At 35.4% G+C, this 24,110-nt stretch carries 21 protein-coding genes and 2 pseudogenes; 18 read left to right on the top strand and 5 right to left on the bottom strand.

Going from position 1 to position 24,110, the window contains the following annotated elements; genetic code table 11:
- Positions 1–4: 4 nt before the first annotated feature.
- The 5 genes from ACEN2F_RS03810 to ACEN2F_RS03790 all read right to left on the bottom strand — a co-directional run bounded on the left by ACEN2F_RS03810 (position 5) and on the right by ACEN2F_RS03790 (position 5,881).
- On the bottom strand, positions 5–2,734 hold the full coding sequence (locus ACEN2F_RS03810; RefSeq protein ID WP_441736275.1) for a BamA/OMP85 family outer membrane protein: 2,730 nt from the start codon (positions 2,732–2,734) through the stop codon (positions 5–7).
- Positions 2,667–3,407: an isoprenyl transferase gene (locus tag ACEN2F_RS03805; RefSeq protein WP_441736272.1), complete on the bottom strand. Its 741-nt coding sequence runs from the start codon at positions 3,405–3,407 to the stop codon at positions 2,667–2,669. The genes ACEN2F_RS03810 and ACEN2F_RS03805 overlap by 68 nt, the downstream gene beginning before the upstream one ends.
- A 4-nt stretch (positions 3,408–3,411) precedes the next feature.
- On the bottom strand, positions 3,412–4,086 hold the full coding sequence (locus ACEN2F_RS03800) for a DUF6089 family protein (protein WP_441736270.1): 675 nt from the start codon (positions 4,084–4,086) through the stop codon (positions 3,412–3,414).
- A gap of 167 nt (positions 4,087–4,253) precedes the next feature.
- Positions 4,254–5,138: an NAD kinase gene (locus ACEN2F_RS03795; RefSeq protein ID WP_441736268.1), complete on the bottom strand. Its 885-nt coding sequence runs from the start codon at positions 5,136–5,138 to the stop codon at positions 4,254–4,256.
- A gap of 83 nt (positions 5,139–5,221) precedes the next feature.
- Positions 5,222–5,881 (bottom strand): CBS domain-containing protein, encoded by a 660-nt coding sequence (locus ACEN2F_RS03790; protein WP_441736265.1) that lies wholly within the window; start codon positions 5,879–5,881, stop codon positions 5,222–5,224.
- Between the two features lie 113 nt (positions 5,882–5,994).
- Between ACEN2F_RS03790 and ACEN2F_RS03785 the strand changes: the two genes are divergently transcribed.
- The 18 genes and pseudogenes from ACEN2F_RS03785 to ACEN2F_RS03700 all read left to right on the top strand — a co-directional run bounded on the left by ACEN2F_RS03785 (position 5,995) and on the right by ACEN2F_RS03700 (position 23,993).
- Positions 5,995–6,708, top strand: a complete 714-nt coding sequence (locus ACEN2F_RS03785) for a pyridoxine 5'-phosphate synthase (protein ID WP_441736263.1) — start codon at positions 5,995–5,997, stop codon at positions 6,706–6,708.
- Positions 6,709–6,788: 80 nt separating this feature from the next.
- A complete protein-coding gene (locus tag ACEN2F_RS03780) occupies positions 6,789–7,547 on the top strand; it encodes an alpha/beta fold hydrolase (RefSeq protein ID WP_441736261.1) in 759 nt (252 codons plus the stop codon).
- A 54-nt stretch (positions 7,548–7,601) separates the two neighbouring features.
- Positions 7,602–7,946, top strand: coding sequence for a phage holin family protein (locus ACEN2F_RS03775; RefSeq protein WP_441736258.1), 345 nt, complete (start codon positions 7,602–7,604; stop codon positions 7,944–7,946).
- A gap of 87 nt (positions 7,947–8,033) precedes the next feature.
- A complete protein-coding gene (locus tag ACEN2F_RS03770; RefSeq protein ID WP_441736256.1) occupies positions 8,034–8,402 on the top strand; it encodes a hypothetical protein in 369 nt (122 codons plus the stop codon).
- A gap of 151 nt (positions 8,403–8,553) precedes the next feature.
- Positions 8,554–9,429 (top strand): DUF3347 domain-containing protein, encoded by an 876-nt coding sequence (locus ACEN2F_RS03765; protein ID WP_441736253.1) that lies wholly within the window; start codon positions 8,554–8,556, stop codon positions 9,427–9,429.
- A 19-nt stretch (positions 9,430–9,448) separates the two neighbouring features.
- Entirely contained in the window at positions 9,449–9,919 is a 471-nt protein-coding gene (locus ACEN2F_RS03760; protein ID WP_441736250.1) for a TlpA family protein disulfide reductase, read from the top strand.
- A gap of 6 nt (positions 9,920–9,925) precedes the next feature.
- Positions 9,926–10,453 carry a heavy-metal-associated domain-containing protein gene (locus tag ACEN2F_RS03755; RefSeq protein ID WP_441736247.1) on the top strand — a complete coding sequence of 176 codons (528 nt, stop codon included), beginning with the start codon at positions 9,926–9,928 and terminating at the stop codon, positions 10,451–10,453.
- A 1-nt stretch (position 10,454) separates the two neighbouring features.
- Positions 10,455–11,264: a hypothetical protein gene (locus ACEN2F_RS03750; RefSeq protein WP_441736244.1), complete on the top strand. Its 810-nt coding sequence runs from the start codon at positions 10,455–10,457 to the stop codon at positions 11,262–11,264.
- A 71-nt stretch (positions 11,265–11,335) separates the two neighbouring features.
- On the top strand, positions 11,336–12,067 hold the full coding sequence (locus ACEN2F_RS03745; RefSeq protein ID WP_441736241.1) for a DUF3347 domain-containing protein: 732 nt from the start codon (positions 11,336–11,338) through the stop codon (positions 12,065–12,067).
- Positions 12,068–12,069: 2 nt separating this feature from the next.
- Positions 12,070–12,628, top strand: a pseudogene (locus ACEN2F_RS03740) (helix-turn-helix domain-containing protein).
- Positions 12,629–13,130: 502 nt separating this feature from the next.
- Positions 13,131–13,337 carry a heavy metal-binding domain-containing protein gene (locus ACEN2F_RS03735; RefSeq protein ID WP_441736238.1) on the top strand — a complete coding sequence of 69 codons (207 nt, stop codon included), beginning with the start codon at positions 13,131–13,133 and terminating at the stop codon, positions 13,335–13,337.
- 62 nt (positions 13,338–13,399) lie between these two features.
- Positions 13,400–13,816: a heme-binding domain-containing protein gene (locus ACEN2F_RS03730; protein ID WP_441736235.1), complete on the top strand. Its 417-nt coding sequence runs from the start codon at positions 13,400–13,402 to the stop codon at positions 13,814–13,816.
- A gap of 15 nt (positions 13,817–13,831) precedes the next feature.
- Positions 13,832–17,059, top strand: a pseudogene (locus ACEN2F_RS03725) (efflux RND transporter permease subunit).
- On the top strand, positions 17,046–18,299 hold the full coding sequence (locus tag ACEN2F_RS03720) for a TolC family protein (protein ID WP_441736233.1): 1,254 nt from the start codon (positions 17,046–17,048) through the stop codon (positions 18,297–18,299). The pseudogene ACEN2F_RS03725 and the gene ACEN2F_RS03720 overlap by 14 nt, the downstream one beginning before the upstream one ends.
- Before the next feature lie 2 nt (positions 18,300–18,301).
- Positions 18,302–19,660 carry an efflux RND transporter periplasmic adaptor subunit gene (locus ACEN2F_RS03715; protein WP_441736230.1) on the top strand — a complete coding sequence of 453 codons (1,359 nt, stop codon included), beginning with the start codon at positions 18,302–18,304 and terminating at the stop codon, positions 19,658–19,660.
- Positions 19,661–19,662: 2 nt separating this feature from the next.
- On the top strand, positions 19,663–20,877 hold the full coding sequence (locus ACEN2F_RS03710) for an efflux RND transporter periplasmic adaptor subunit (RefSeq protein ID WP_441736228.1): 1,215 nt from the start codon (positions 19,663–19,665) through the stop codon (positions 20,875–20,877).
- Positions 20,878–20,982: 105 nt separating this feature from the next.
- Complete coding sequence (locus ACEN2F_RS03705) at positions 20,983–21,543, top strand: helix-turn-helix domain-containing protein (protein ID WP_441736226.1); 561 nt, start codon at positions 20,983–20,985, stop codon at positions 21,541–21,543.
- Positions 21,544–21,674: 131 nt separating this feature from the next.
- Entirely contained in the window at positions 21,675–23,993 is a 2,319-nt protein-coding gene (locus ACEN2F_RS03700; protein WP_441736224.1) for a multicopper oxidase domain-containing protein, read from the top strand.
- The last annotated feature ends 117 nt before the right edge of the window (positions 23,994–24,110 follow it).

Here is a 24,110-nt window from a genome sequence, read left to right as displayed (position 1 = left end):
TTTTTTAGAATTGTTGTCCAATGATAAAATGGGTTTCCCAACCGTTAGCTTTCGCTTGGCCCGGTAATGCATCAAATCCATGTCCGAAATCAATTCCTAACAAACCAAATGCTGGCATGAACACGCGTAATCCAACCCCTGCGGAACGACTTAAAGCAAAAGGATTATAGCTCTTGAAATCGCTAAAAGAAGAACCTGCTTCCATGAATGCCAAGGCATAAATTGATGCGGATGATTTTAATGTTATCGGATAACGCAGCTCCATGGAGAATTTGTTAAAAACCGTAGCTCCAATTTGATCTCCTGTGCTATTTACAGGTGTCAAAGAGTTATTAGGATATCCTCTTAGCTGAATGGTTTCTCTACCATCCATAGAAAAGTTAGCCAGTCCGTCACCACCAAGATAAAATCGTTCAAACGGAACGGAACCTCTATCTTGATTGTATGCCCCAAGAAAACCAAATTCAGTTAATGTTCTAAGCACTAATTTGCCATAAATTTTAGTGTACCAGTCTGCTTTGAATTTTATTTTATAATATTCTAACCATTTAAAACGCTCCTGATCTACTTTACTAATATTTGTTGCCGCTAGATTAAAATCAGTCACCTTGTTTCCGTTAGTGTCAATGTAATCTCCAATTTGAACAATATTCCCATTGGCATCTGGAACATTTTGTCGGTCTACTGTGTTTTTTAATTTGAATTCTTCTTTATCGCCCAGTGTAGCATAGTCGATCCCATTTAGTAATGAGTATGGAGGTGTGAATTTTGCAGTTAAACTAAATTCAGAACCATACGTTGGAAATATAGGATTGAATCCTTTGTTAGTATGGGTTAATCCTATCGTGTAAGCTAAATTTCTAGATGACCCGTCTCCAAAAGTAAATAATCCAGTATTGTAATTATTTAAATCGTAATGTTGGTAACTTACGGATTGAGATAAATAGGTGTTGTCATCCGGCACCGTTAATCTTTTTGATAAACCAACAGATAGTGTGATGATATTAAAACTCTTACTTCTATCAGCTCTTTGTGTTATAAAATTATTTAAAAATTGTTTGCTATATGATAAGGATGTACTGAAGGATACAGGTTTTTTACCTCCAAACCAAGGCTCAGAAAACGAGACGCTGTACGTTTGAAAAAAGGTACTGGCTTGTAAACGTAAGGATACTTTTTGACCATCTCCCATGGGAAGCGGTTTATACGCGTCTTTGTTAAGTAAGTTTCTGGCTGAAAAGTTATTAAAAGAAAGTCCTAATGTACCAATGAAACCACCGCCACCGTAACCTCCTTGAAGTTCGATTTGACTGGATCCTTTTTCTGTCAGATTGTATTCAATATCCACAGTTCCGGCTCCTGAATCGACATTCTTGAACTTTGGATCGATGGTTTCCGGATCAAAAAATCCTAATTGACCAATTTCTCTGATGGTTCGTACTAGTTCTTCTTTACTGTATTTTTCTCCTGGTTTTGTTCTTAATTCACGGTAAATAACACGGTCATTCGTTTTGTCATTTCCTACAACTGTAATTTTATTAAAATAAGCAATTGGCCCCTCTGTGATTCTGATTTCAAAGTCAATCGTGTCATTCGCAGTTCTTACTTCAACGGCATTGATATTAGAAAATAAATAACCATTGTTTTGGTATAAATTAGTAATGTCTTCGCCATCTGGTTTTGATTTATCAGCGATTCTTTTTTCTAGAAGTACTCCGTTATATGTTTCGCCTTTTTTTACTCCTAAAATTCGGCTAAGACCTTGATCTGTGTATACTGTATTTCCTAAAAACTTTATGTCACCAAAAAAGTATTTATTTCCTTCTTCAACATTTATTTTAATCATTAAGGCTTCTTTGTCCTTATTATAGGTAACAGAATCCGAAATTATTCTGGCATCTCGGTATCCTTTTTCTTTGTAGGAAGCGATGACGTTTTCTAAATCCGATTTGTATTTGGCTTTTATGAATTTAGATGCCTTTAAAACACGTAGGAAATTTTTTTGTTTCGTATCCTTCATCGCTTTGCGCAATGCTTTATCGGATATTTCCTTGTTTCCTACAAAATCAATTTTTTGTATTTTAACCTTGCTTCCTTTATCTACATTGACAATCATATTAACCTGATTTATCGTTGCAGTGTCCTTGACGGTATTTATGTTTACCTTGGTGTTGTAATAACCATCTTTCTTGTATTTATTTTCAATATAGTTTTTGGTGGTTGTAATTAAGTTTTCGTTGACTACTTTACCTTTATTAAGGCTATTATCTTTAATTAAACCATCTATTTTTGATTTTTTGACACCTACAAATTTGACATCACTTAATTTGGGTAATTCGACTATTCTTAAATCAAGATAAATACTGTCGTTTTCTATTCTATTGATATAAAAAGAGATTTCGTCAAATAAACCCAATTTTCCCAGTTTTTTGATCGCACTGCTTATTTGTTCTCCGGGAATAGTTATTGGTTGTCCTTTTTGCAGACCAGCGAAAGTCACTACAGTTTGCGTGTTGAAAGTGATATCGCCAACAACTGCTACATCTCCTAAGATGTATTTTTTTCCTTGATCAAAAGGAACTCTTTCTTGAGCTTTAACTTGTGTAAAACTTCCAAAAATTAAAACGGTAAGGGCTATTTTTATGCTTTTATTTAACACTAAATATTTATTTAATTTGTTCACTTGTTTTTCCAAATCTACGTTCTCTTTTTTGATAACTAATGATAGCCTCATATAAATCTTGTTCTTTAAAGTCTGGCCACAATATATCAGTAAAATATAATTCAGCATACGCTATCTGCCACAACAAAAAGTTGCTTATTCGATGCTCCCCACTGGTTCGTATTACTAGATCTACATCTGGTAAATTTTGCGTGTAAAGATGCTCATTAATAATGGAATCGTCAATAGTGTCTATTGAAATTATATTATTTTTAACTTTACTGCAAATATTTTTTACAGCACTTACAATTTCCTCGCGAGAACTATAGCTTAACGCAAGTGTTAGTGTCATTTGCGTATTGTCTTTAGTTTTATTGATTACGTCGAGAAGTTCTTTTTGTGCTGATTTCGGCAATTTATCTAAATTGCCTATGGCATTCAATTTGATATTATTTTCCTGCAGGGTTTTCAATTCTTTTTTCAAAGAGTTGATAAGTACTCTCATTAAGGTTTCTACCTCTAGTTTAGGTCTGTTCCAGTTTTCGGTAGAAAAGGCATATAAGGTGAGAAAATCGATTCCTAATTTGGCACTAGCTTCAATTATTTTTTTTACTGATTTTGTCCCGCTTTCATGACCTAAAGCACGCAGTAAGCCTTTTTGTTTGGCCCAACGACCATTGCCATCCATAATGATAGCTAAATGTTTCGGTAAGTTAGTTGCGTCGATTTTTTCTAGTAAATTCATTTTTTTATTCTACACAATAGCAGGGTTTGTTCCCAAAGGTATACGTTAGCGTAACTCCTGTAAAAACATACCAGTCATTGTTGTTTATATTTCCAAAATTCTCATTGTAACTTCCATCTATATTATCGGTCAGTGTGTATCTAGCTCCCGTTTCTAATGCCAATATTAAGCTGGGTGACAAAGTCGATTTAACGCCTAAAATCATTGGGATTGCTATTGATTTTCTTCTTTCCGTTCTGCCTTCAGCGGTAAAGCCTGTTTGTGTGTCTGTTAATTTGTAACTGCTCAGGAAATAGCTGATTCCTGAAAACACATAAGGTGTGATTTTAGTCCGCGCTTCGTGAAGGTTAAAATCAAAAAAGTTGAATTCAAGTCCTAAAGAAACTTCTTTAAGTTTGTCTTCAAATCGAAAACCTCTTTGGTTTCTGCTGGCTTCTTTTGAATCTAAATCATTTGAACTTATCGTTGACTGCATGTATGAGAAACGATAAGCATGTCTTGGGCTTTTATTCCATTTGTATAATAAACCAAAGGCAGGTTCATTTGGCGCAAGGTAAGTCGTAGGACCCACGTCGCCCACAAAATTACTTCCACCTGCAAAAACACCAATTTCATGGATCTGAGCGTAGGAGTTCATAAATGGAAAAAAACAAAACAATAAATAGAAAATCTTATTCATTCAATCAAAAATTGCGTGCAAATATAATAATTATCAATACGATTCAATACTCATTCAGTTAAATGTGTGTTTTTTTGATTAATTGTCAAGTAAATGACACAAAGTGAGTATTTTATTTATCTAAACGGAAAAAAAACACAGAATCGTATATAATTTATTAAAATGATTTAATTGCGCTTGTCTTGGCCCCAAAGTAATTTGCTTCTGAGGGTTTTCAAAAAAGTTTCTTCTGGTATTTCTACCATATTGATGTGAAAAGGGGTTTTTTTTAGGGTCAGGATTGAGTCGTTTTTTACAGAGGTTACTCGAGAATCTAAGGAAACTAAATAATTTTCCTCTCTTCCGGAAACTTTAAGCCGAATTTCAGTTTCGTCTGGCACAACAAGAGGTCTTGCCGTAAGATTGTGAGGCGCAATAGGAGTGATGACGAAGCTTTTTACATCAGGAGTCAAAATTGGTCCGCCACAACTCAATGAATAACCGGTGGAGCCCGTTGGAGTCGATATAATTAATCCATCTGCCCAGTATGAATTCAAAAATTCATCATTCAGGTATGTATCTATCGTAATCATTGATGTGGTGTCTTTTCTGCTGACCGTGATTTCATTCATGGCAAAATCCATTTTTTGGATAGATTCATTTGGGGGAGTGCAGGTTACGCTTAGCAATGCTCTTTTAGAGATGGTATATTTTTTATCAATGACAAACTGCATGAATGTTGCTATATTTTCTTTTTGTACTGTTGCAAGAAAACCCAGCCTTCCTGCATTTATTCCTAGTATAGGAACTCCGGAATCCCGCACTAAAGTGGCTGCTCTTAAAATGGTTCCGTCCCCGCCAATACTGATGAGCATGTCAAAACTAGAGTCAAGTTCAGAATGGGATGTGAATGTTTTGTATTTTTTTTCTACAATTTTTCGTTCATTAAGCATCTGCAAAAAATGAGATTCGATAATCATCTCAACATTATTCTTGTTAAAAAAAACAAAGATGTCATTAATTATGGGCTCTGTACTGTTTTGATAATATTGGCCGTAGATAGCTACTTTCATTTTTAGTTGAATCATTTAATCGTTGATATGCTTTTTTGAGAACTAGAAGGATTTTAACTACTATTGTTTAGGTGAAAGGAAACCTATATATTAAGGTACTTATCTAAATAGTCAGAACGTTCTCTTAAATTATTGATATAATTGTCTTCTTGATGCTCTGATATAATTTGATAATCATATCTCCTAAAGGTTTGTATTATTTCGTTCATTGCACCTAAAGATATTTTTAAGGTAATTTCAACGCTTTCAACATCTAATTCTGATACGAATAATCCTAACAGTTTGCCATTGTTACTTTCAACAATTTGGGTAATTTGACTCATTGAATAATCTAAAACTGCTTTTTTTACAACGATGATACCTCCAGGTTCTTTTAGAAAAGGGGTTTCATGAAAAAATTTCATGATGTCTTCAATTTGATAGTACCCAACATAAGTGTTGTTGTCGTCTAAAACAGGAACCAAGTTAGTTTGATTTTTAGCAAAAACTTCCAGGACATCAAGCCATATTGTATTGGTTCTGGTATAAAAACCTTCGAGTGCAAACCTAAAATCAGCTACTTTTTTAGTTTTATCAAAAGTTTCTATGTCTTCGGATGCCAGACTGCCAATGTATACGCCTTCTTCTAGTATTGGAAAATGCGAAAAGTGAATGTCACGAAATAGTTCTTGAACAACCATTATAGAATCTTGGCTGTCAATAGCTTTGTAATCATTAGTTATATAGTCTGTAATTCCTATCATAGATCAGTCGAAAATATTTCATGCAAAATAATCAAAAATAAGCAAAAACTCCTAAGTTTTACTTTGTATTTTTGCTGCAGCAAATAGTACTATCGCAACAAAAAAGTATTTCAATGACAAAATTAAGTGTAAACATCAATAAAATAGCTACTTTACGAAACGCTCGTGGAGGAAATGCTCCAGATTTATTAAAAGTGGCTGCCGATATTCAAAAGTTCGGAGCCCAAGGAATAACCATACACCCTCGTCCAGACGAGCGGCACATTCGCTATCAAGATGCACGGGATTTAAAAACCGTCGTTTATACCGAATATAATATTGAAGGAAATCCAGAGAAAACATTCGTAGATCTTGTTCTTGAAATAAAACCCACTCAGGTAACGCTAGTCCCTGATGCCATTGATGCGATAACTTCTAATGCAGGATGGGATACCGTAAAACAGCAAGCGTATTTAACTGAAATCGTTCAGGAATTTCAGCGAAACGGAATCAGAACTTCCATTTTTGTGGATCCGGTACTCAAAATGATTGAAGGCGCAAAAAAAATTGGAACTGAAAGAATCGAGTTATATACTGAGGCATTTGCACATCAATACGGTTTAGGGAATCAAGATGCAATAAAGCCATACCTGGAATCAGCCATTTTAGCTAATGAACTTGGATTAGGAATCAATGCAGGTCATGATTTGAGTTTGGATAACATTCAGTTTTTTAAACAAAATATCCCAGGATTACTTGAAGTATCTATTGGTCACGCGCTAATTTCTGAAGCTATATATTTAGGCTTAGACAATGTGGTGAATATGTATTTGCAAAAATTAAAATAGTTATCAAAAAGGATTCATGAATCTGGATGGCAGTAGTTGAATCTGCAATCTAAAATCATTAATCTGCAATCTAAAATCAAATGTTATACTCAAAAATCGAAGGATCCGGGAAACCGCTTTTAATTCTTCACGGATTTCTTGGAATGTCAGATAATTGGAAATCAATTGGAACCCAGTTTGCAGCTAATTTCCAAGTTCATCTCCTAGATTTACGCAATCACGGGCGCAGCTTACACTCAGATAAATTCAGCTATGAAATTATGGTTCAGGATGTGGTTGCTTATTGCCAATTTCATAATCTAGAAAAAATCAATATTATTGGGCATTCTATGGGTGGTAAAACCGCTATGCTTCTGGCAACCATGCATCCGGAATTAGTAGATAAATTAATTGTAGCTGACATTGGACCAAAATTTTATCCACAACATCATCAGGATATTTTAGCAGGATTGAATGCTATTGATTTTTCGAAGAAACCAAGTCGGGGTGAGGTTGAAGAAATTCTAGAAAAGTTTGTTACTGATTTTGGAACCAGACAATTTTTGATGAAAAATTTATTTTGGCAAGAGCCTGGACAACTTGCATTCCGTTTTAATTTAGCTGTTTTTAATACAAAAATGGATGAAATAGGAATCCCGTTACCTGAGAATTCCATTTTCAATAAGCCAACATTGTTCATTCGTGGCGGGAATTCTAAATATATTTTAGACAGCGATTTTGAAAATATAAAACAGCACTTTCCGAATTCCAATATTGAAACGATACCTAATGCAGGACATTGGCTTCATGCTGAAAATCCAGCTGATTTTTATGAAAAAGTTACTTCTTTTGTGAAATAAAGGAGTTGGTTTTAAATTTTTACTACATTTATTGCAATTTTAAAATTGAGACTTATGAATTTACTCATCAAAATCCTTATCACGTCAGGCCTAGTCCTGCTTATCTCGAACTTTATGCCAGGTGTTCGTGTAGATGGTTTTGCGACTGCTTTGATTGTGGCGGTCGTTCTAGGATTGCTAAATATTTTTATCAAGCCCATCTTGGTAATACTAACTCTTCCGGTAACAATTCTAACTTTAGGCTTGTTTTTATTAGTCATTAATGCGGTTATTATTTTGCTGTGCTCAAAAATGGTGGACGGCTTTAGGGTTGATACGTTTTGGACTGCTTTGTTTTTTAGTGTTATTTTGTCCGTGTTACAGTCTGTAATGAACGGAATATTAGGGGACGGAAAATAGAGAATTGTTTTTAACATGTATTTGTGAATGAATAAATTTACAGTATTTGTTAATTTTATATCTTTGTACCTATTAAAAAGGTAAAAAATGTCAAAAAAGTTTTACATACTGCTATTAGTTTTGCTTGGTTTCTTGATGACGCCAAGTGTAGCTTTTGCATGTGGAACTAAAACTGAGAAATCTTGCTGCGACAAAAAAGCTTCTAAGACAGGTCAGAAAGACTGTTGTAAAAAAGAAAAAAAATCAAATGAAAGTTCACACGATGGCTGCAATGGTGCTTGCAAGAATATCTCTTGTGGTAGTTCAGTGATGCATTTGGGCTTAACCGCAGTTTTTAATGCGGAATTAAACAAGCAAATTTTTGTTTTTTCAGCTGAAAAACAAAATTACTATTACTCGGAAATTTTTATTTTATCCCATTTCCGTTCTATTTGGCTTCCACCTAAAATAAGCTAAATACCTTCTTTGACAGCCAAAAAACTGTCTTATCTAAAGCAGTACATGCTTTAAAATTCAATACACTTTACTCGATTACAATGTGAAATGTAGCAAAAGATACTTTTGTTATCATTGTTTTGGAACTTATTAACTTCAAAAATATTTCTAAATGAATTCATTAAAAAAAATATTGATGGCAATAACTCTATTGCTTTCAATCACAATTAGCCACGCACAAATTAAAAATGCCACAACAGAAACCGTGAAAATATATGGAAACTGTGAAATGTGTAAAAGCACCATAGAAACTTCGGGTAACCTGAAAAAAGTAGCGAAAGTAGACTGGAATAAAGATACTAAAATGGCAACGCTCACGTATGATTCGGTACAAACTAACCAAGACGAAATCCTGAAACGGATTGCTTTATCGGGGTATGATAGTGATAAATTTCTTGCTCCAGACGCTGTTTACGATAAATTACATGGTTGTTGTCAATATGAAAGAGAAGCTAAAGTGGTCGTTGCAACTAACATGAACATGGAAGCTAAAGTCGTTGAAAATCAAGCAGACCAAACTATTTCTATTGATACTACAGTTGCAAAACAACAAGAAGATTCTAAATTAAAAACGGTTTTTGATACCTATTTTCTTTTGAAAGATGCTTTGGTAAAAACAGACGGAAAAGCGGCTGCAACTTTAGCAAAAGATGTTTTGACAGCTTTAAATGCAGTAAAAATGGGAGAACTTGCTATGGATGTTCACATGGTCTGGATGAAAGAAATGAAGGGTTTGATGGCTGGAGCCAAAAATATTTCTGAAACTCAAGACATCAAGCGTCAAAGAGAATTTTTTATTCCTTTTTCAAAATCGATGTACGAGTTGGTAAAAGTGGCAAAATACGAAACTCCAGTTTATCTTCAGTTTTGTCCTATGGCAAATGGTGGTAAAGGTGCAAACTGGTTAAGTAAAGAAAATGCTATAAAAAATCCTTATTACGGTACGCAAATGATGACTTGTGGAAAAACAGTGGAAACGCTTAAATAAGAATACAAAGGAAAATAAAATGAAAAAAATAATTCTAGTATTAAGTTTAATATTCAGTTTCTCTGCAGCAAATGCTCAAATACATATTGGAGACTCTTTGCCTGATTTTGAACTTAAAAATAATAAAGATGTGACTGTTAATTTGGCTTCTTTGAAAGGGAAAACCATCTTAGTTGATTTTTGGGCTTCTTGGTGTGCGCCTTGCAGAATGGCTAACAAAAAGCTGGCACCTTTTTATAATCAGCATAAAAATGAAAAGTTTGAAATAGTAGGGATATCATTGGATACAGATCAGGCAAAATGGAAAAATGCGATTCAAAAAGACACTTTAGAATATGAGCAATTAATAGATCCAAAAGGATTTGATGCTCCAGCTGCTTTGATCTTTGGTGTAGAACAGTTGCCTAGTGCCTATCTCTTTGACGCATCAGGAAAACTGGTTGCTATCAATCCATCTGAAGAGCAAATTTTAATGCAAATAAAAAAATAAAGCAATATGAAAAATATAAATTTTAAATTCATTGGGATCGTTTGTTTGGTTTTGATAACTAGCATGAAGTCCTATTCTCAAATTTCAAAAGCAGACATAATTGCAACGGGTTTGACTTGTTCTATGTGTTCCAATGCGATTAACAAACAATTAAAAGCGATGACCGAAGTAGACAGCGTCAGCACGGATCTGAATACAAATACGTTTACGGTTTATTTGAAGAAAAACAATGTAATAAGCCCAAAAGTTTTAAGAGCAAGTGTAGAAAAGGCTGGTTTTTTTGTAGGTTCTATGGTACTGACAATGACATTCGATAATTATAAGATAGCGGATAACTTAAGTTTCAAAAAAGGAGAAGAAACTTTTATTTTCGTTGGTGTGAAGGCAAAGATCTTGAATGGGGATACAAAGCTGAAAGTGGTAGATAAAGGGTTTGTAACTCAAAAAGAGTTTAAGAAATCATTAAAAACCTTGTCGAAATATCCTAGTTATGTGGACGAAAACGAAAACAATTTCCATTTGAAAACCATTTAACATGAATTATTTACGCATTGTTGTTTTACTATTATTGGGAACTCAAATTCAAGCTCAGGAATTATTCGTAGTTACGGATCCTGCAAGTAATGTACCATCAAATACGTTAATTGTTAAACTGTCACAATCTCTTTTTGAGCGGAATTTTGAAGAAAGGTATAACTATCAATTGATGCCGGAGGTAACCTACGGTTTGAATAAAAATTTAATGGTTAGGGCTTCAGCTTTTTTAAGTAATAGAAATAGTCAATTGGCCACTGAGGGAGCAGGTTTGTATGCTAAATATCGGTTTTTCTCTACGGATGATTTGAACAGTCATTTTCGTCTGGCAGCTTTTGGAAGGTACAGTTTTAATAAATCGAATATTGTTCAGGAGCAAATTGAGATAATGGGACAAAACACTGGTTTTGAAGTTGGATTAGTGGCTACAAAACTGATAAAAAAAGTGGCAATTAGTTCTTCTTTGAGTTTTGAAAAGGCATTTGACAACAAACCAAATTATCCTTTTCCGAGTGAATCAGGAGATAATGCTACAAATTATACGTTGTCTTTTGGAAAACTGATGTATCCAAAAATATATACGAGCTTTAAGCAAACAAATATTAATCTGATGATTGAATTTGTTGGACAAACCATAAATGAAAATGGAAAATCATATCTGGATGTAGTTCCAGCAATACAATTTATTTTTAATAGTCAGGCTCGTTTGGATTTGGCTTACAGAAGACAAATCATGAGTTCAATGTTGCGTACCGCACCCAATGGAGTCTATTTAAATTTAGAGTACACGTTTTTTAATCTCATAAAATAAAAACGATTAAATTTCTAACGGCGAATACTTGGTTCAAAATAAAAGTTGATCTATAATTATAAAAATATACCATGAAAAAAATATTGATCTTGTCCTTAGTGACAGTATTTATGACTGTTTCTTGTAACCAAAAGAACAAAGAAGCAGTAACAATTAGTTCTGAAAAAACAGCTAAGTCAACACAGTTGTATTCCTGTCCTATGCATCCTGATATTACTGGAGCAGCGGGTAGCGAATGTTCTGAGTGTGGAATGGAGCTTACTGAAAAAATAGTAAAAACGACTCCTGCTGTAAAAGAGAAAAATGATTTAGTTGAAGCTAAGGCAAAATCTCTGCTTATGCTCAAAGCGGAGACTACTGATAAGAAGGCTTTTCCAACCAGTGCAATTGTATCTGATTACCTCAAAATTAAAAATGCATTGACCAAAGATGATCCAAAAGGAGCAGCAACTGCCGCGAAAATGATGATTGCGACTTTGAATAATTCAAATGCAACATCCTCAGATACCAAATTGAAAAATAAATATAGTGCTTTTATGGCAGATGCTAAGGCACATGTCAAAACGATAGGGGAGAGTGGCAGTGCGTTAGAATCTCAAAGAGAGTCTTTCTCGTTATTGAGCAAAGATATTTATGGTTTAATAAAAACTTTTGGAACAAAACAAATCGTATATCAGGATTATTGTCCAATGTATGGGGAGGGAAAAACTGGATATTGGATAAGTGAAACTCAAGACGTAATCAACCCCTACTTTGGGTCTGAAATGCTCAATTGTGGTAGAAGAATAGGCGCAATTCAATAGCTATGAAACTTTATATCAAAAACATGGTGTGCGGCCGTTGCAAAATGGTGGTAGAATCCGAGTTAGAAAACTTGGAATTTTTACTGTTTCGGTGAAGTTAGTAGAAGTCGAAGTAGTAGAAAATTTCAAAGAAAAGCAGAAGCTAGAGTTAGAAATTAAATTACAATCGTTCAGGTTTGAATTGGTAGAAGACAAAACAACGCTACTGAGAGAGAAAATTAAATGTGTAATTATTGATTTGGTGCATCATCAAAATGAGGAATTAAAAATGAATTTATCACACTATTTATCAGAATAATTAGGGCAGAATTACAGTGCTTTGAGTAATTTATTTTCAGAAATGCAAGGCATAACCATTGAGCATTATTTTATTGCTCAAAAAATTGAAAAAGTAACGGAATTAGTAATGTATGAGAATTGACTTTAAGTCAAATTGCAAATAAATTAAATTATAGCGATGTAGCGCATTTGAGCAATCAATTTAAAAAAATAACGGGCTTTATGCCAACTCATTTTAAACAGTTAAAAGAAAATTACAGATTGCAAATTGATGCGTTGTAAAACTTACAAATCATTTCCAAAATTCTAAAGTATGTTAAAATGGGAGGGTATGTACCTTTGTTTAGCAGCAATGAATGTTTAGCTAAATATTTAATAACAGAAAAAATTAATTATCGCAATGAGCGTATTCTTAGCATTGAATTCCATGGCATCAGATCAAGAAGCGGTGAAATCTTCCCAAAAAGAAATGTATTCTTGTCCATTATACCCAAATTAGATGAGCAGTAAAGAAGGAGAATCCAGTAAATGTGTAATGAAATTAGAAAAAAACACTGAACCACGACACATCGGGTAAAGGAAAAAAAAACAGTAGTAGTTTCAAAATACGTTTGTAAAAAAGATGGGAAGTAACAGCCTTTGTATAATATCCTGTTTTAAAATCAGACAAAATGATGCAACAGATTGATTTTAAACTACTATTTACAATATTGCTCCTTTTAACTTTATGACGTTTAAATTTTTGACTTGCTTAGTAATGCAAGTATAAATAAAAATAAGAAAAATGAAAAATGTAGTTTTTTCGACGATAGTTATGGTACTAGTAATGGTTTCGTGTAACCAAAAAAAAGAAGATACTGGCGCAACAAATTCTGAGAAAACAGAAAGTGTTTCGCAATTATATTCATGTTCGATGCATCCTGAAATTACAGGAAAAATGGGAGATAAATGTTCTAAATGCGGAATGGAATTAACCGAGCCGGTTAACTAAAATGCAAAAAATATCCCAACTACGGTTGTTGAAACTAATACGGAAACAACGGTTGTCGCGACTTGTCAATCTTCTTTTTCTATCAACCTGCTCGCAATTTAGATTACGGGCAGGTTTTGCCAAGCCATTTTGTAAAAGCATACACTGTTCCTTTCAATGTAGAAACCATTTTACGAACTTCTTGTTATGAATGTCACAGTAACAATACAGAATATCCATGGTACTCTTACATTCAACCAGCGAGAATATTTTTGGACAGTCATATCAAAGAAGGTAAAGAAAATTTAAATTTTAGCGAGTGGGGAAATTATTCTTTTAGAAAGCAAGGGAATAAATTAGGTCGAATTATCAAACAAATAACGTCCAATGAAATGCCTTTGACTTCTTACACGCTAATTCATAGAAACGCAAGCCTTAGCGGGGCTCAAAAAGAAGAAGCAGTCCATTGGATAGATAAAATGAAAGGTACTCTTTCATAAAAATAGTAAGCTATTATGGTAGAAAAATTAATATCCTTTTCACTAAGGAACCGAATGGTCGTCTTGATCGTATCAGCCTGCTTATTCGGCTGGGGGATTTACAGCGTGCAACAAAATCCTATTGATGCTATTCCTGACTTGTCCGAAAATCAAGTCATTGTTTTTACGGAATGGATGGGAAGAAGTCCTCAGGTGATCGAAGACCAAGTGACATATCCATTGGTTTCCAATTTACAGGGAATACCCAAAATCAAGAATATTCGGGCCTCCTCCATGTTTGGGATGAGTTTTGTCTATATCATTTTTGAAGAAAATGTAGATCCATATTGGGCAAGAACCCGTGTGTTGGAACGATTGAATTATGCACAACGGTTATTGCCAGCTACGGTTGTTCCCACACTAGGTCCTGATGGTACTGGGGTAGGTCATGTTTTTTGGTACCATTTAGAAACCAAAGGAATGGATTTGGGAGAGCAACGTGCGCTGCAAGATTGGTATGTGAAGTTTGCTCTGCAGACTGTTCCCGGTGTAGCCGAAGTGGCATCCTTTGGAGGCTTCGAAAAACAATATCAACTAGTTTTGGACCCTTTAAAAATGCAGTACTATAATGTCAGCATGATGGAGGTGATGAAAGCGGTCAAAACTAGTAATAATGATGTGGGCGGAAGAAAATTTGAAATGAGCAATATGTCCTATATCGTTAGGGGATTGGGCTATATTAAAAACATAAAAGATGTTGAAGACATTGCCATCAAAAATTACAATTCTGTACCTGTAAAGGTTAGTGATCTTGGCTCTGTTCAAATGGGTGGAGATTCACGTGTTGGGATTTTTGATGCCAACGGCGAAGGGGAAGTTGTGGGAGGAATCGTGGTGATGCGCTACGGAGAAAACGCCGATAAGGTTATAAAGGCCGTAAAACTTAAAATGAAAGAAGTCGAAAAAGGATTGCCAGAAGGCGTTTCCTTCAAGACTTCTTATGATAGAAGTGAATTGATAGAAAAAGCAATCGAATCGGTTAAAGGAACTTTAATTGAGGAGATGATTGTAGTGTCGGTTATTGTTTTATTGTTCCTTTTTCATTGGCGAAGCGCACTTATAATTCTAATCCAATTACCTATTTCAGTTGCCGTAGGTTTTATTTTACTGGAGGCTTTTGGAATTTCATCCAATATTATGTCCTTAACCGGTATTGCACTGGCAATAGGCGTTGTGGTTGATGATGGAATCGTAATGGTAGAAAATGCCTATCGAACCATCTCAGAGAAACAGCAAGAATTGGACAACAATCATTAATCTACAGCGATGAAAAAACTATTTAAAAAAATATTCAAAAAAGAGCACGATCCGTTGCCCTATAAAGAAAGAATGAAGCTGATTGAAGACTCCTCAAAATTAGTTGGACCAGGTGTGTTTTATTCGACATTAATTGTAATCGCTTCGTTTTTGCCCGTTTTTCTATTGACAGGGATGGAAGGGAAATTATTCAGTCCGCTGGCCTGGACAAAGTCGTTTATATTAATTGTCGATGCCTTTTTAGCAATTACATTGACTCCAGTTCTGATTAGCTTTTTGTTAAAGGGAAAACTTCGTCCCGAAAACAAGAACCCAATCAACAGAAAACTGGAAAGTATCTATACGCCCATTTTGACTTTTTGTCTGAAATGGAGAAAGTCGGTTTTGGCAGTAAATATCGTTGCGCTATTAATAGGTGGATTGATGTTCACCAGACTGGGATCTGAATTTATGCCGCCTTTAGATGAAGGTAGTATTTTATTTATGCCCGTAACCTTGCCTGATGTTTCTAATGCTGAGGTAAAACGAATATTGCAGGTTCAGGATAAATTAATAAAATCGATACCGGAGGTTACCCATGTTTTGGGAAAAGCGGGTAGGGCCAATTCGGCAACGGATAACAGTCCCATAAGCATGATCGAGACCATTGTTTTGCTGAAACCCCATAATGAATGGAGAGACGGTAAAACGAAAAGCGATATTGTAACGGAAATCAACAATAAATTGCAAATTCCCGGAGTGACGAATGGTTTCACGCAGCCCATCATTAATCGGATTAATATGCTTTCTACGGGTATCAGAACTGATGTGGGAATAAAAATATATGGTGCTAGTTTAGACACTATTGATGTTTTATCCCAAAAAATTAAAAAAGCATTGGAAGGCACCGAGGGAGTGAAAGATTTATTTGCGGAACCGATTACTGGGGGAAAATATATTGACATAGTCGCCAAGCGAGAAGTGATAGGCAGGTATGGTCTTAGCGTGGATGATATCAATAGTGTCGTTGAAGCAGCTATTGGAGGGATGACATTAACAACAACTATCGAAGGAAGAGAGCGGTTTTCTGTTAGCGCCAGATATGCACAAGAATATAGAAACAGTCTTGAAGCCCTGAAAAAACTTCAGGTTCAGACAATGGAATACGGACCGATTCCCCTGGAGACTGTTGCGGACATAAAAATAAGCGATGGGCCTCCAATGATTAATAGTGAAAATGCAATGTTGCGTGGGAGTGTTTTGTTTAATGTTCGGGGTCGCGATTTAGGGAGTACCGTAAAGGAGGCCCAAGACAAGCTGAATGCTATGATCCTTAAAATGCCAAAAGGGTATTATATGGAATGGAGCGGACAATGGGAAAACCAAATTCGGGCTAACAAAACATTAAGCCTGATTTTGCCCCTAGTCATTATCATCATATTTCTGATTTTATACTTTACCTATCGCTCCATGAAAGAGGCATTCATCACTATGATTACCGTTCCTTTTGCACTGATTGGAGGGATTTTCATGGTGTACTTTTATGATATTAATCTATCGGTAGCAGTTGCGGTTGGTTTCATCGCTTTGTTTGGCTTGGCCATTGAAACTGCAATGTTGATTACCATTTATTTAAATGAAGCCATGGTCAAAATGGTAGAGAAACATGGAAACAGTAGAGAGACACTAACAGAAGATATTTTACGAGAGTATATTATTTTCGGCTCTGCAAAAAGATTGCGTCCCAAGTTAATGACGGTATCTGTCGCTTTGTTTGGGTTAATTCCCATTTTATGGTCAACAGGAACTGGGGCTGATGTAATGATCCCAATAACGGTTCCACTTATTGGAGGCACAATCACCTCGACCATATATGTATTATTAGTGACGCCGGTTGTTTTTGAAATGACAAAACTACGTGAATTAAGAACAAAAGGTAAAATAGAGATCATCGATGCGAAACATTAAAAAGTATATCATAATAGGTTGTTTGCTTATAAATGCTGCCGGAATGGAAGCGCAAACACTTTCATTGGATGCCGTTTTGAGCACCATCAAAACCAATAATCCACAGTTAAAAATGTATGATGCCGACATTCAAAGTATGGACGCTGCTGCAAAGGGAGCGAAGAGTTGGATGGCACCGCAAATTAATACGGGTTTGTTTATGACGCCTTACGATGTGAAAATGTGGAAAGGGGATGAAATGAATCCGGGAATGGGTGCTTATATGCTTGGCTTTATACAGATGATTCCTAATGCTTCTAAACTGAGGGCCGATTCTGATTACATGAACGCCATGTCTTCAGTGGAAGCCGAAAACAAAAACTACACCGCCAATCAGTTGAACGCCTTGGCAAAAACAAACTATTACCAATGGATGGTGTTGGATAAGAAAATAAAAATAGCCAATGACAATTTGCTGCTTTTGGAATACATGATAAAGAGTATGGAAATACGCTATCAATACAATATGGACAAACTGCCAACGTATTACAAGGCGAAATCACAATACAGTGGATTGCAAAGCATGTTGGTCATGATGGAAAATAACGTTGCCCAAAAAAGAATCGTGCTGAACACCCTGATGGCAAGGGATAAAAATACGGTCTTTGATATCGATCCGACTTATGCATTAAATGAGTTTGATGTAATGGAATCAGACAGCAGTTCGCTTTCCCAAAACCGAAGCGATGTTCAAGCGATCGAAAGAACGATGGAATTGAATCAATTGAAAATTATAACCGAGAAATCGAAATTGTTACCTGAGTTTGGAGTGAAGTACGATCACATGTTTGCCTTTGGTGACCGTCCGCAGCAATTTTCACTGATGGGAATGGTGAGCATTCCGATGCCTTGGTCTACAAAAATGAATAAAGCGACGATCAATAGCATCAAGATAAAAAACGAAAGTCTAGAATGGCAAAAACAAATGATCCTGAATGAGGCAACGGGAATGATCATAGGAATGCAAACCGAATTAAAAAACCTTAAAAAGCAATATGATATTGCTGAAAAAAGCATCATTCCGGCCTTGCTAAGAAATTATGACACGGCAATTTTAGCCTGGCAAAACAACACGGGTGATTTGTTTGTCGTGCTGGATTCATGGGAAGCATTAAACATGGCTCAGATCGATAAATTAGATAGACTTCAGGCTATTTTGAGTACTCAGGTGGAAATCGAAAAACAACTTGAAACGAAATGATTATGAATAAATATTTAAAATATAGTCTGTTAGTTATGGTTCTTGGAATTACAGGTCTTGCGACTTATTATTTTGGAACCAGTTACGGGGATAGTGCTTTTTCTTCAAATGATGAGTTAAGCTATACCTGTCCCATGCCAGAAGATTCCGTTTTTAGTAATCAACCAGGAACTTGTCATAAATGTGGGATGACGCTGATTAAAGTACATAAAGAGCCAAGTCAAAATTTATCTTATACATGCTCGATGCACCCACAGATAATCCGAGATGCGCCCGGAAATTGTCCCATTTGCGGGATGACTTTGGTGAAAAAAGTGAGCGAAAAACAGCCCGAAGAAAACCATTCCATAGAACACTTATTGCGACCTACGGATCAGTTTGTAGTGGGGAATTTTCAAACGACTATGCCTGTAGATACGACAATAAGTAGTGAACTTCATTTGCCGGGACTTTTGGCCTACGACCCTAATTCGTCCGTAAACATATCCGCAAGAATTAGTGGTAGGATAGAAAAAATGTATGTGAATTATAAGTTTCAAAAAGTCAATAAAGGTCAAAAACTCTTTGATTTGTATAGCCCTGAATTACTGACAGAACAGCAAAATTATATTTATTTAATATCCAATGATTCGGAGAACGCTTCAATCATAAAAGCATCAAAACAAAAATTATTGCTTTACGGAATGAGTAGTAGTCAGATTAATTCATTGGCTGCAGCCAAAAGGGTAAATCCGGTAATTTCTATTTATAGTCCAAGTAGTGGAATTGTAGAGGGGACGGAAAGCATGGGCAAAAGCACAACAGGGAATATGCAAAGTATAGGGACAACAACAACTTCTTTGGCTTTAAAGGAAGGAGATTATATCAAGAAAAATGAAGTGGTTTTTAAGTTATTGAATACGGATAAAGTATGGGCTGTCTTTAATGTTATCCAAGGCTACAACAGTCTGATAAAAGTAAATCAGCCGATTAGAATTTCGTCGGAGTTAGATGAAAAGGATTATTTCAACGCAAAAGTGAGCTTTATTGAGACGCAACTCAACCAAAATGAAAAAACCAACCGAATCAGGGTTTATTTAAATAATAAAAATCTGAAATTCCCTGTTGGTTTGCGGCTGCAGGGAATTATAGAAACAAATCCAATAAAAGGGATTTGGCTCATAAAACAGGCTTTGGTTAGCATTGGGACTAAAAAGATAGTTTTTGTCAAAAAAGAGAATGGGTTTAAAACTGCAATAATAAAAACAGGTATCGAAATAAATGATTTTGTTCAGGTTATCGAAGGAATCTCTAGCCGCGATACTCTTGCCAGGAACGCGCAGTATCTAATTGATAGCGGAAGTTTTATAAAAACGGAATAATTATGAAAAAGATAAAAACAATAGCGTTTCTATTTATGGTCTTCGCTTTGGTCGTTGCCTGCAACAGTAAAAATAAGGAGGAGCATAGTGAGCATCAGGCAGAAGAAGATATTTACTATACTTGCTCGATGGATCCACAAGTTAAGGAGGAAAAGCCGGGGAAGTGCCCAATTTGTCACATGGACTTAACTCCAATGAAAAAGGACAATTCTGCTTCTAATGAGATTATGCTCAGTGACCAACAGATTAAATTGGGAAATATCAGAGTACAGATGATTTCTGAAACGCAAACGAGTCTGATCGAAAACTATACTGGAGTTTTGGTGATGAATCAGCAGGGAATGAAAACTATTTCTGCTAGGGTTATGGGACGAATCGAGAAATTATACTTTAAAACGGAAGGGGATTATATTCAAAAAAACCAGGCCGTTTACCAGCTCTACAGTGAAGATATAGCCATAGCCAAACAAGATTATTTCGCAGCATACCAACAACTGTCCATGCCCGGCGATTTTGGTAAAAACGCAAAAAGTATGTTGAATGCGGCCAAGCAAAAGCTATTGTTCTTTGGCTTATCCAACGGCCAAATTGAAAGTATTAAAATCAGTTCCCAAATTTCGCCCTATACTACTTTTTACAGTACCTATAGCGGCTATATTTCAGAAATTACGGCAACTGAGGGGAGCTATGTCATGGAAGGCGCAGCCATTATTAAATTAGCCAATTTAAGCAGTCTCTGGCTTGAAACACAAGTAAACGTAAACTATGCTAAAAGTTTAAAAACAGGACAGACTGCAAAGCTGTCTTTTGTGGATTATCCGAATAACGAGATAAACGCAAAGGTTACATTTATCAATCCCGAGATCGACCCAGATTCTAGATTGCTTTTAATCAGAATGGAAGTGCCTAATCCGAATTTGCTTTTAAAACCAGGAATGCAGGCAGTAGCCAGATTAACACAATCCAATCTAAAAGGGATGTTTATTCCTATCGATGCAGTTATCAGGGAACAAAACGCCACCTATATTTGGGTCGAAAAAAGCCATGGGATTTTTGAAAATGTAATGGTTGAAACCGGAGCGGAATCGAATGGAATGATTGAAATCAAATCAGCGTTAGATCCAAATAAAAAAGTGGTCATTAGCGGAGCTTACGCTATTAACAGCGAATATAAATTCCGCAAAGGCAGTGACCCCATGGCTGGAATGGATATGTAATATTAGTATAGTCAGTAATTTAAATAATAAATGTTCTGTAAGAAGTTTCTTTTTCTGCATTAAAAGGATAAACTCTAGCAATACGTTTTAAAAACAACTTTATAAATGAAGTTATACATAAAAAACATGGTTTGCGGTCGTTGTGAAGTGGCCGTTAAAGTAGAGTTGGAAAAAATGGAGCTCCCGGTAATTTCAATAAAATTAGGGGAGGTAGAATTATCCCGTGAATTATCTGAAGGTGAAATAAAAAGCCTGGCAAATACTCTTACAAGCCTTGGTTTTGAATTATTGCAAGAAGAAACAAGCAAAATGATTGAGCAGATTAAAAACCTTGTTATTGATTTGGTTCATTATCGAAATGAAAAAATAAAAATTAATTTATCAACTTATTTATCTGAAAATTTGAGGCAAGACTATAGCGCTTTGAGTAAGCTATTTTCAGAAAGCGAAGGAATTACAATTGAACATTATTTTATTGCCCAAAAAATTGAAAAAGCAAAAGAGTTACTTGTTTATAATGAACTGACTTTGAGTGAAATTGCTATTCAACTTAACTATAGCAATGTAGCCCATTTGAGTAATCAGTTTAAAAAAGTGACCGGTTTTACGCCTACGCATTTCAAAAAGTTGAAAGAGAATACTAGAAAACAAATTGACAGTTTGTAAATCTTACAAATGACTACCGTAATTGTGTAATAACAGATAGTCATTTCATTCGGATCTTTGTATGGCTAACTTAAAATAGCCAACTTATGACACATACTTATACAATTGCAGAGAAGTTAGTTAAAAAAAAGATGAAAAACATAAAAATTATAATAATTGTATTACTAATCCCCATGAGTTCAGTTTTGGGACAGTCCGTGAAGGGAAATGTTAAAAATTTGCCTGTCCACGAATACAACTTGACGATCAAGGAAGAAATGGTAAACAAGTCTGGCAAAGAAGTTAAGGGGATGACTATTAATGGCACAATTCCGGGACCAACTATAGAATTTAGAGAGGGTGAATATGCCGTGATTTATGTAAAAAATGAAATGAGCCAAGAAACATCGGTGCATTGGCATGGATTGTTATTGCCAAATTTCTATGATGGCGTTCCTTATCTAAACACACCGCCTGTAAAGCCCGGACAAACACAGAAATATGAATTTCCTATTAAACAGTCGGGAACATATTGGTATCACTCTCACACCTTGTTGCAGGAACAAAGTGGCGTATTTGGTTCAATTGTGATCAAGCCAAAAAAACAAACCTTAACATACGATAAAGATTTGGTTTTGATGTTGTCAGATTGGACAAACGAAAAACCAATGAATGTCCTTCGAAATTTAAAACGAGGGAATGAATGGTACAGTATCAAAAAAGGAACCGCTACACCATTAAATCAGGTTATTGAACGAGGAGCTTTTGGAGCGCAGTTAAACTTTTGGCGACAACGAATGAATGGTGCTGATATAGCTGATGTATATTACCCAGCTTTTTTAATTAATGGCGAAGAAAGGGTCGAGTATCCAGAATTTAAAGCTGGCGAGAAAGTGCGATTAAGAATCATTAATGGAGGTGCATCAACATCATTTTGGATGACTTTTGGAGGAGAAGAGCCAATATTAGTCTCTGCTGACGGACTTGATGTAATGCCAGTTAAAAAGAACAAGACTTTCATCGGTATTGCTGAAACCTACGATTTTATTATTACTGTTCCAGAGGAAGGAAAAATAGAATTTAAAACCACAGCCCAAGATGGTTCAGGAACTGCATCTGCATTTATTGGGAATGGAAAAGTGTTAGCCGCAATGATCATTCCAAGACCAGATAAAATTGGAATGATGCAAAAAATGGCAAAAATGGATATGAAAATGGGAGCTCACGCTATAAAATTTCAACCAAAAAAGGACGAACGCTTTAAGATGAAGGAAGAATATGGTATGCAAATGGATAAGATGTCAGGAATGGACATGGGCAAACCAAAAGATTCTATGGGAATGGATCATTCTAAAATGAAAGGTATGAAGATGGAAGATTCAAAGATGTCTAAAATGGATATGAGTCAACCAAATGATGCCATGAAAAAGGAAAGTATGGTAGGGATGGACTTGTTTTCGGGGTATAATTATGACTATTTGAAATCTCCAAAGAAAACAAATTATAATAAAAATATTCCCGTAAAAGAAGTATTGTTGAATCTTACAGGAAATATGAATCGCTATATCTGGAGTATGAATGGTGTGCCACTATCAGAAGCTGATAAAATTAAAATAAGTAGTAAGGAAGTAACTCGAGTTACCTTTAATAATCTTACAATGATGCACCACCCTATGCATTTACACGGTCATTTCTTCAGGGTTATCAATAAAAACGGAGATTATTCCCCGCTAAAGCACACGGTTAATGTTCCGCCAATGCAAAAGGTGACTATAGAATTTTATGGAAATAATGGCGATGAATATGGTGACTGGTTTTTTCATTGTCATATCCTTTATCATATGATGGGCGGTATGGCAAGAGTGGTGTCATACGATACAGCAAGAGACCCTAGAATGGAAGAGTTTCCCGTTTCTAAAATTATTCAAGAAACAGATAAATGGTATTCTTGGGGTATGATGGATGTAGCCTCACATACAACTGGTTTTAATCTTATTACTTCAAATATTAGAAATCAGTTCAATGCCTCTTTAGAATATGGTTGGAACAAAAACGTAGAAGCAGAGTTTACTTACGAACGCTATTTACACGATAACTTACGAGTTTATGGAGGAGTTAATATTGAAAATGAAACGCGCAACAGTTTGGGCCAATTTAATACTACTGCGGTGGTTGGGATCCGTTATTTAACACCGTATTTGTTTAATTTTGATGTGCGTGTTGATAATAAGTTAAGACCAAGAATTGCATTAGGTAGAAGCATAATGATATTTCCTAAGGTATCTGTTTTTGGCTATTATGAATATCAATTAGATTTAGGGATTGTAAATAATCTGCCAATGGATAAAGACTTTACTTCAGAAACAGTGTGGAGTGCAGGAGCTGAGTATTTTCTATCCAGAAATGTTTCACTTATGGGCAGCTACGATAACCGCTTTGGTGCTGGAGGTGGACTATCGGTACGATTTTAATAATAAAAAAAATTAAATCATATTCAACGGAGCAGAATTGAATAATCGAAATTAAATCAGCCTTAGATTTAACTAAAGAAGTTGTGGTTACCGGAGCTTGTGCCATTTACAGCGAAT

The sequence above is a fragment of the Flavobacterium sp. W20_MBD1_R3 genome (genome assembly GCF_052119725.1).
Lineage (GTDB): Bacteria > Bacteroidota > Bacteroidia > Flavobacteriales > Flavobacteriaceae > Flavobacterium.
This window is presented reverse-complemented; position numbering and strand designations above follow the sequence as displayed.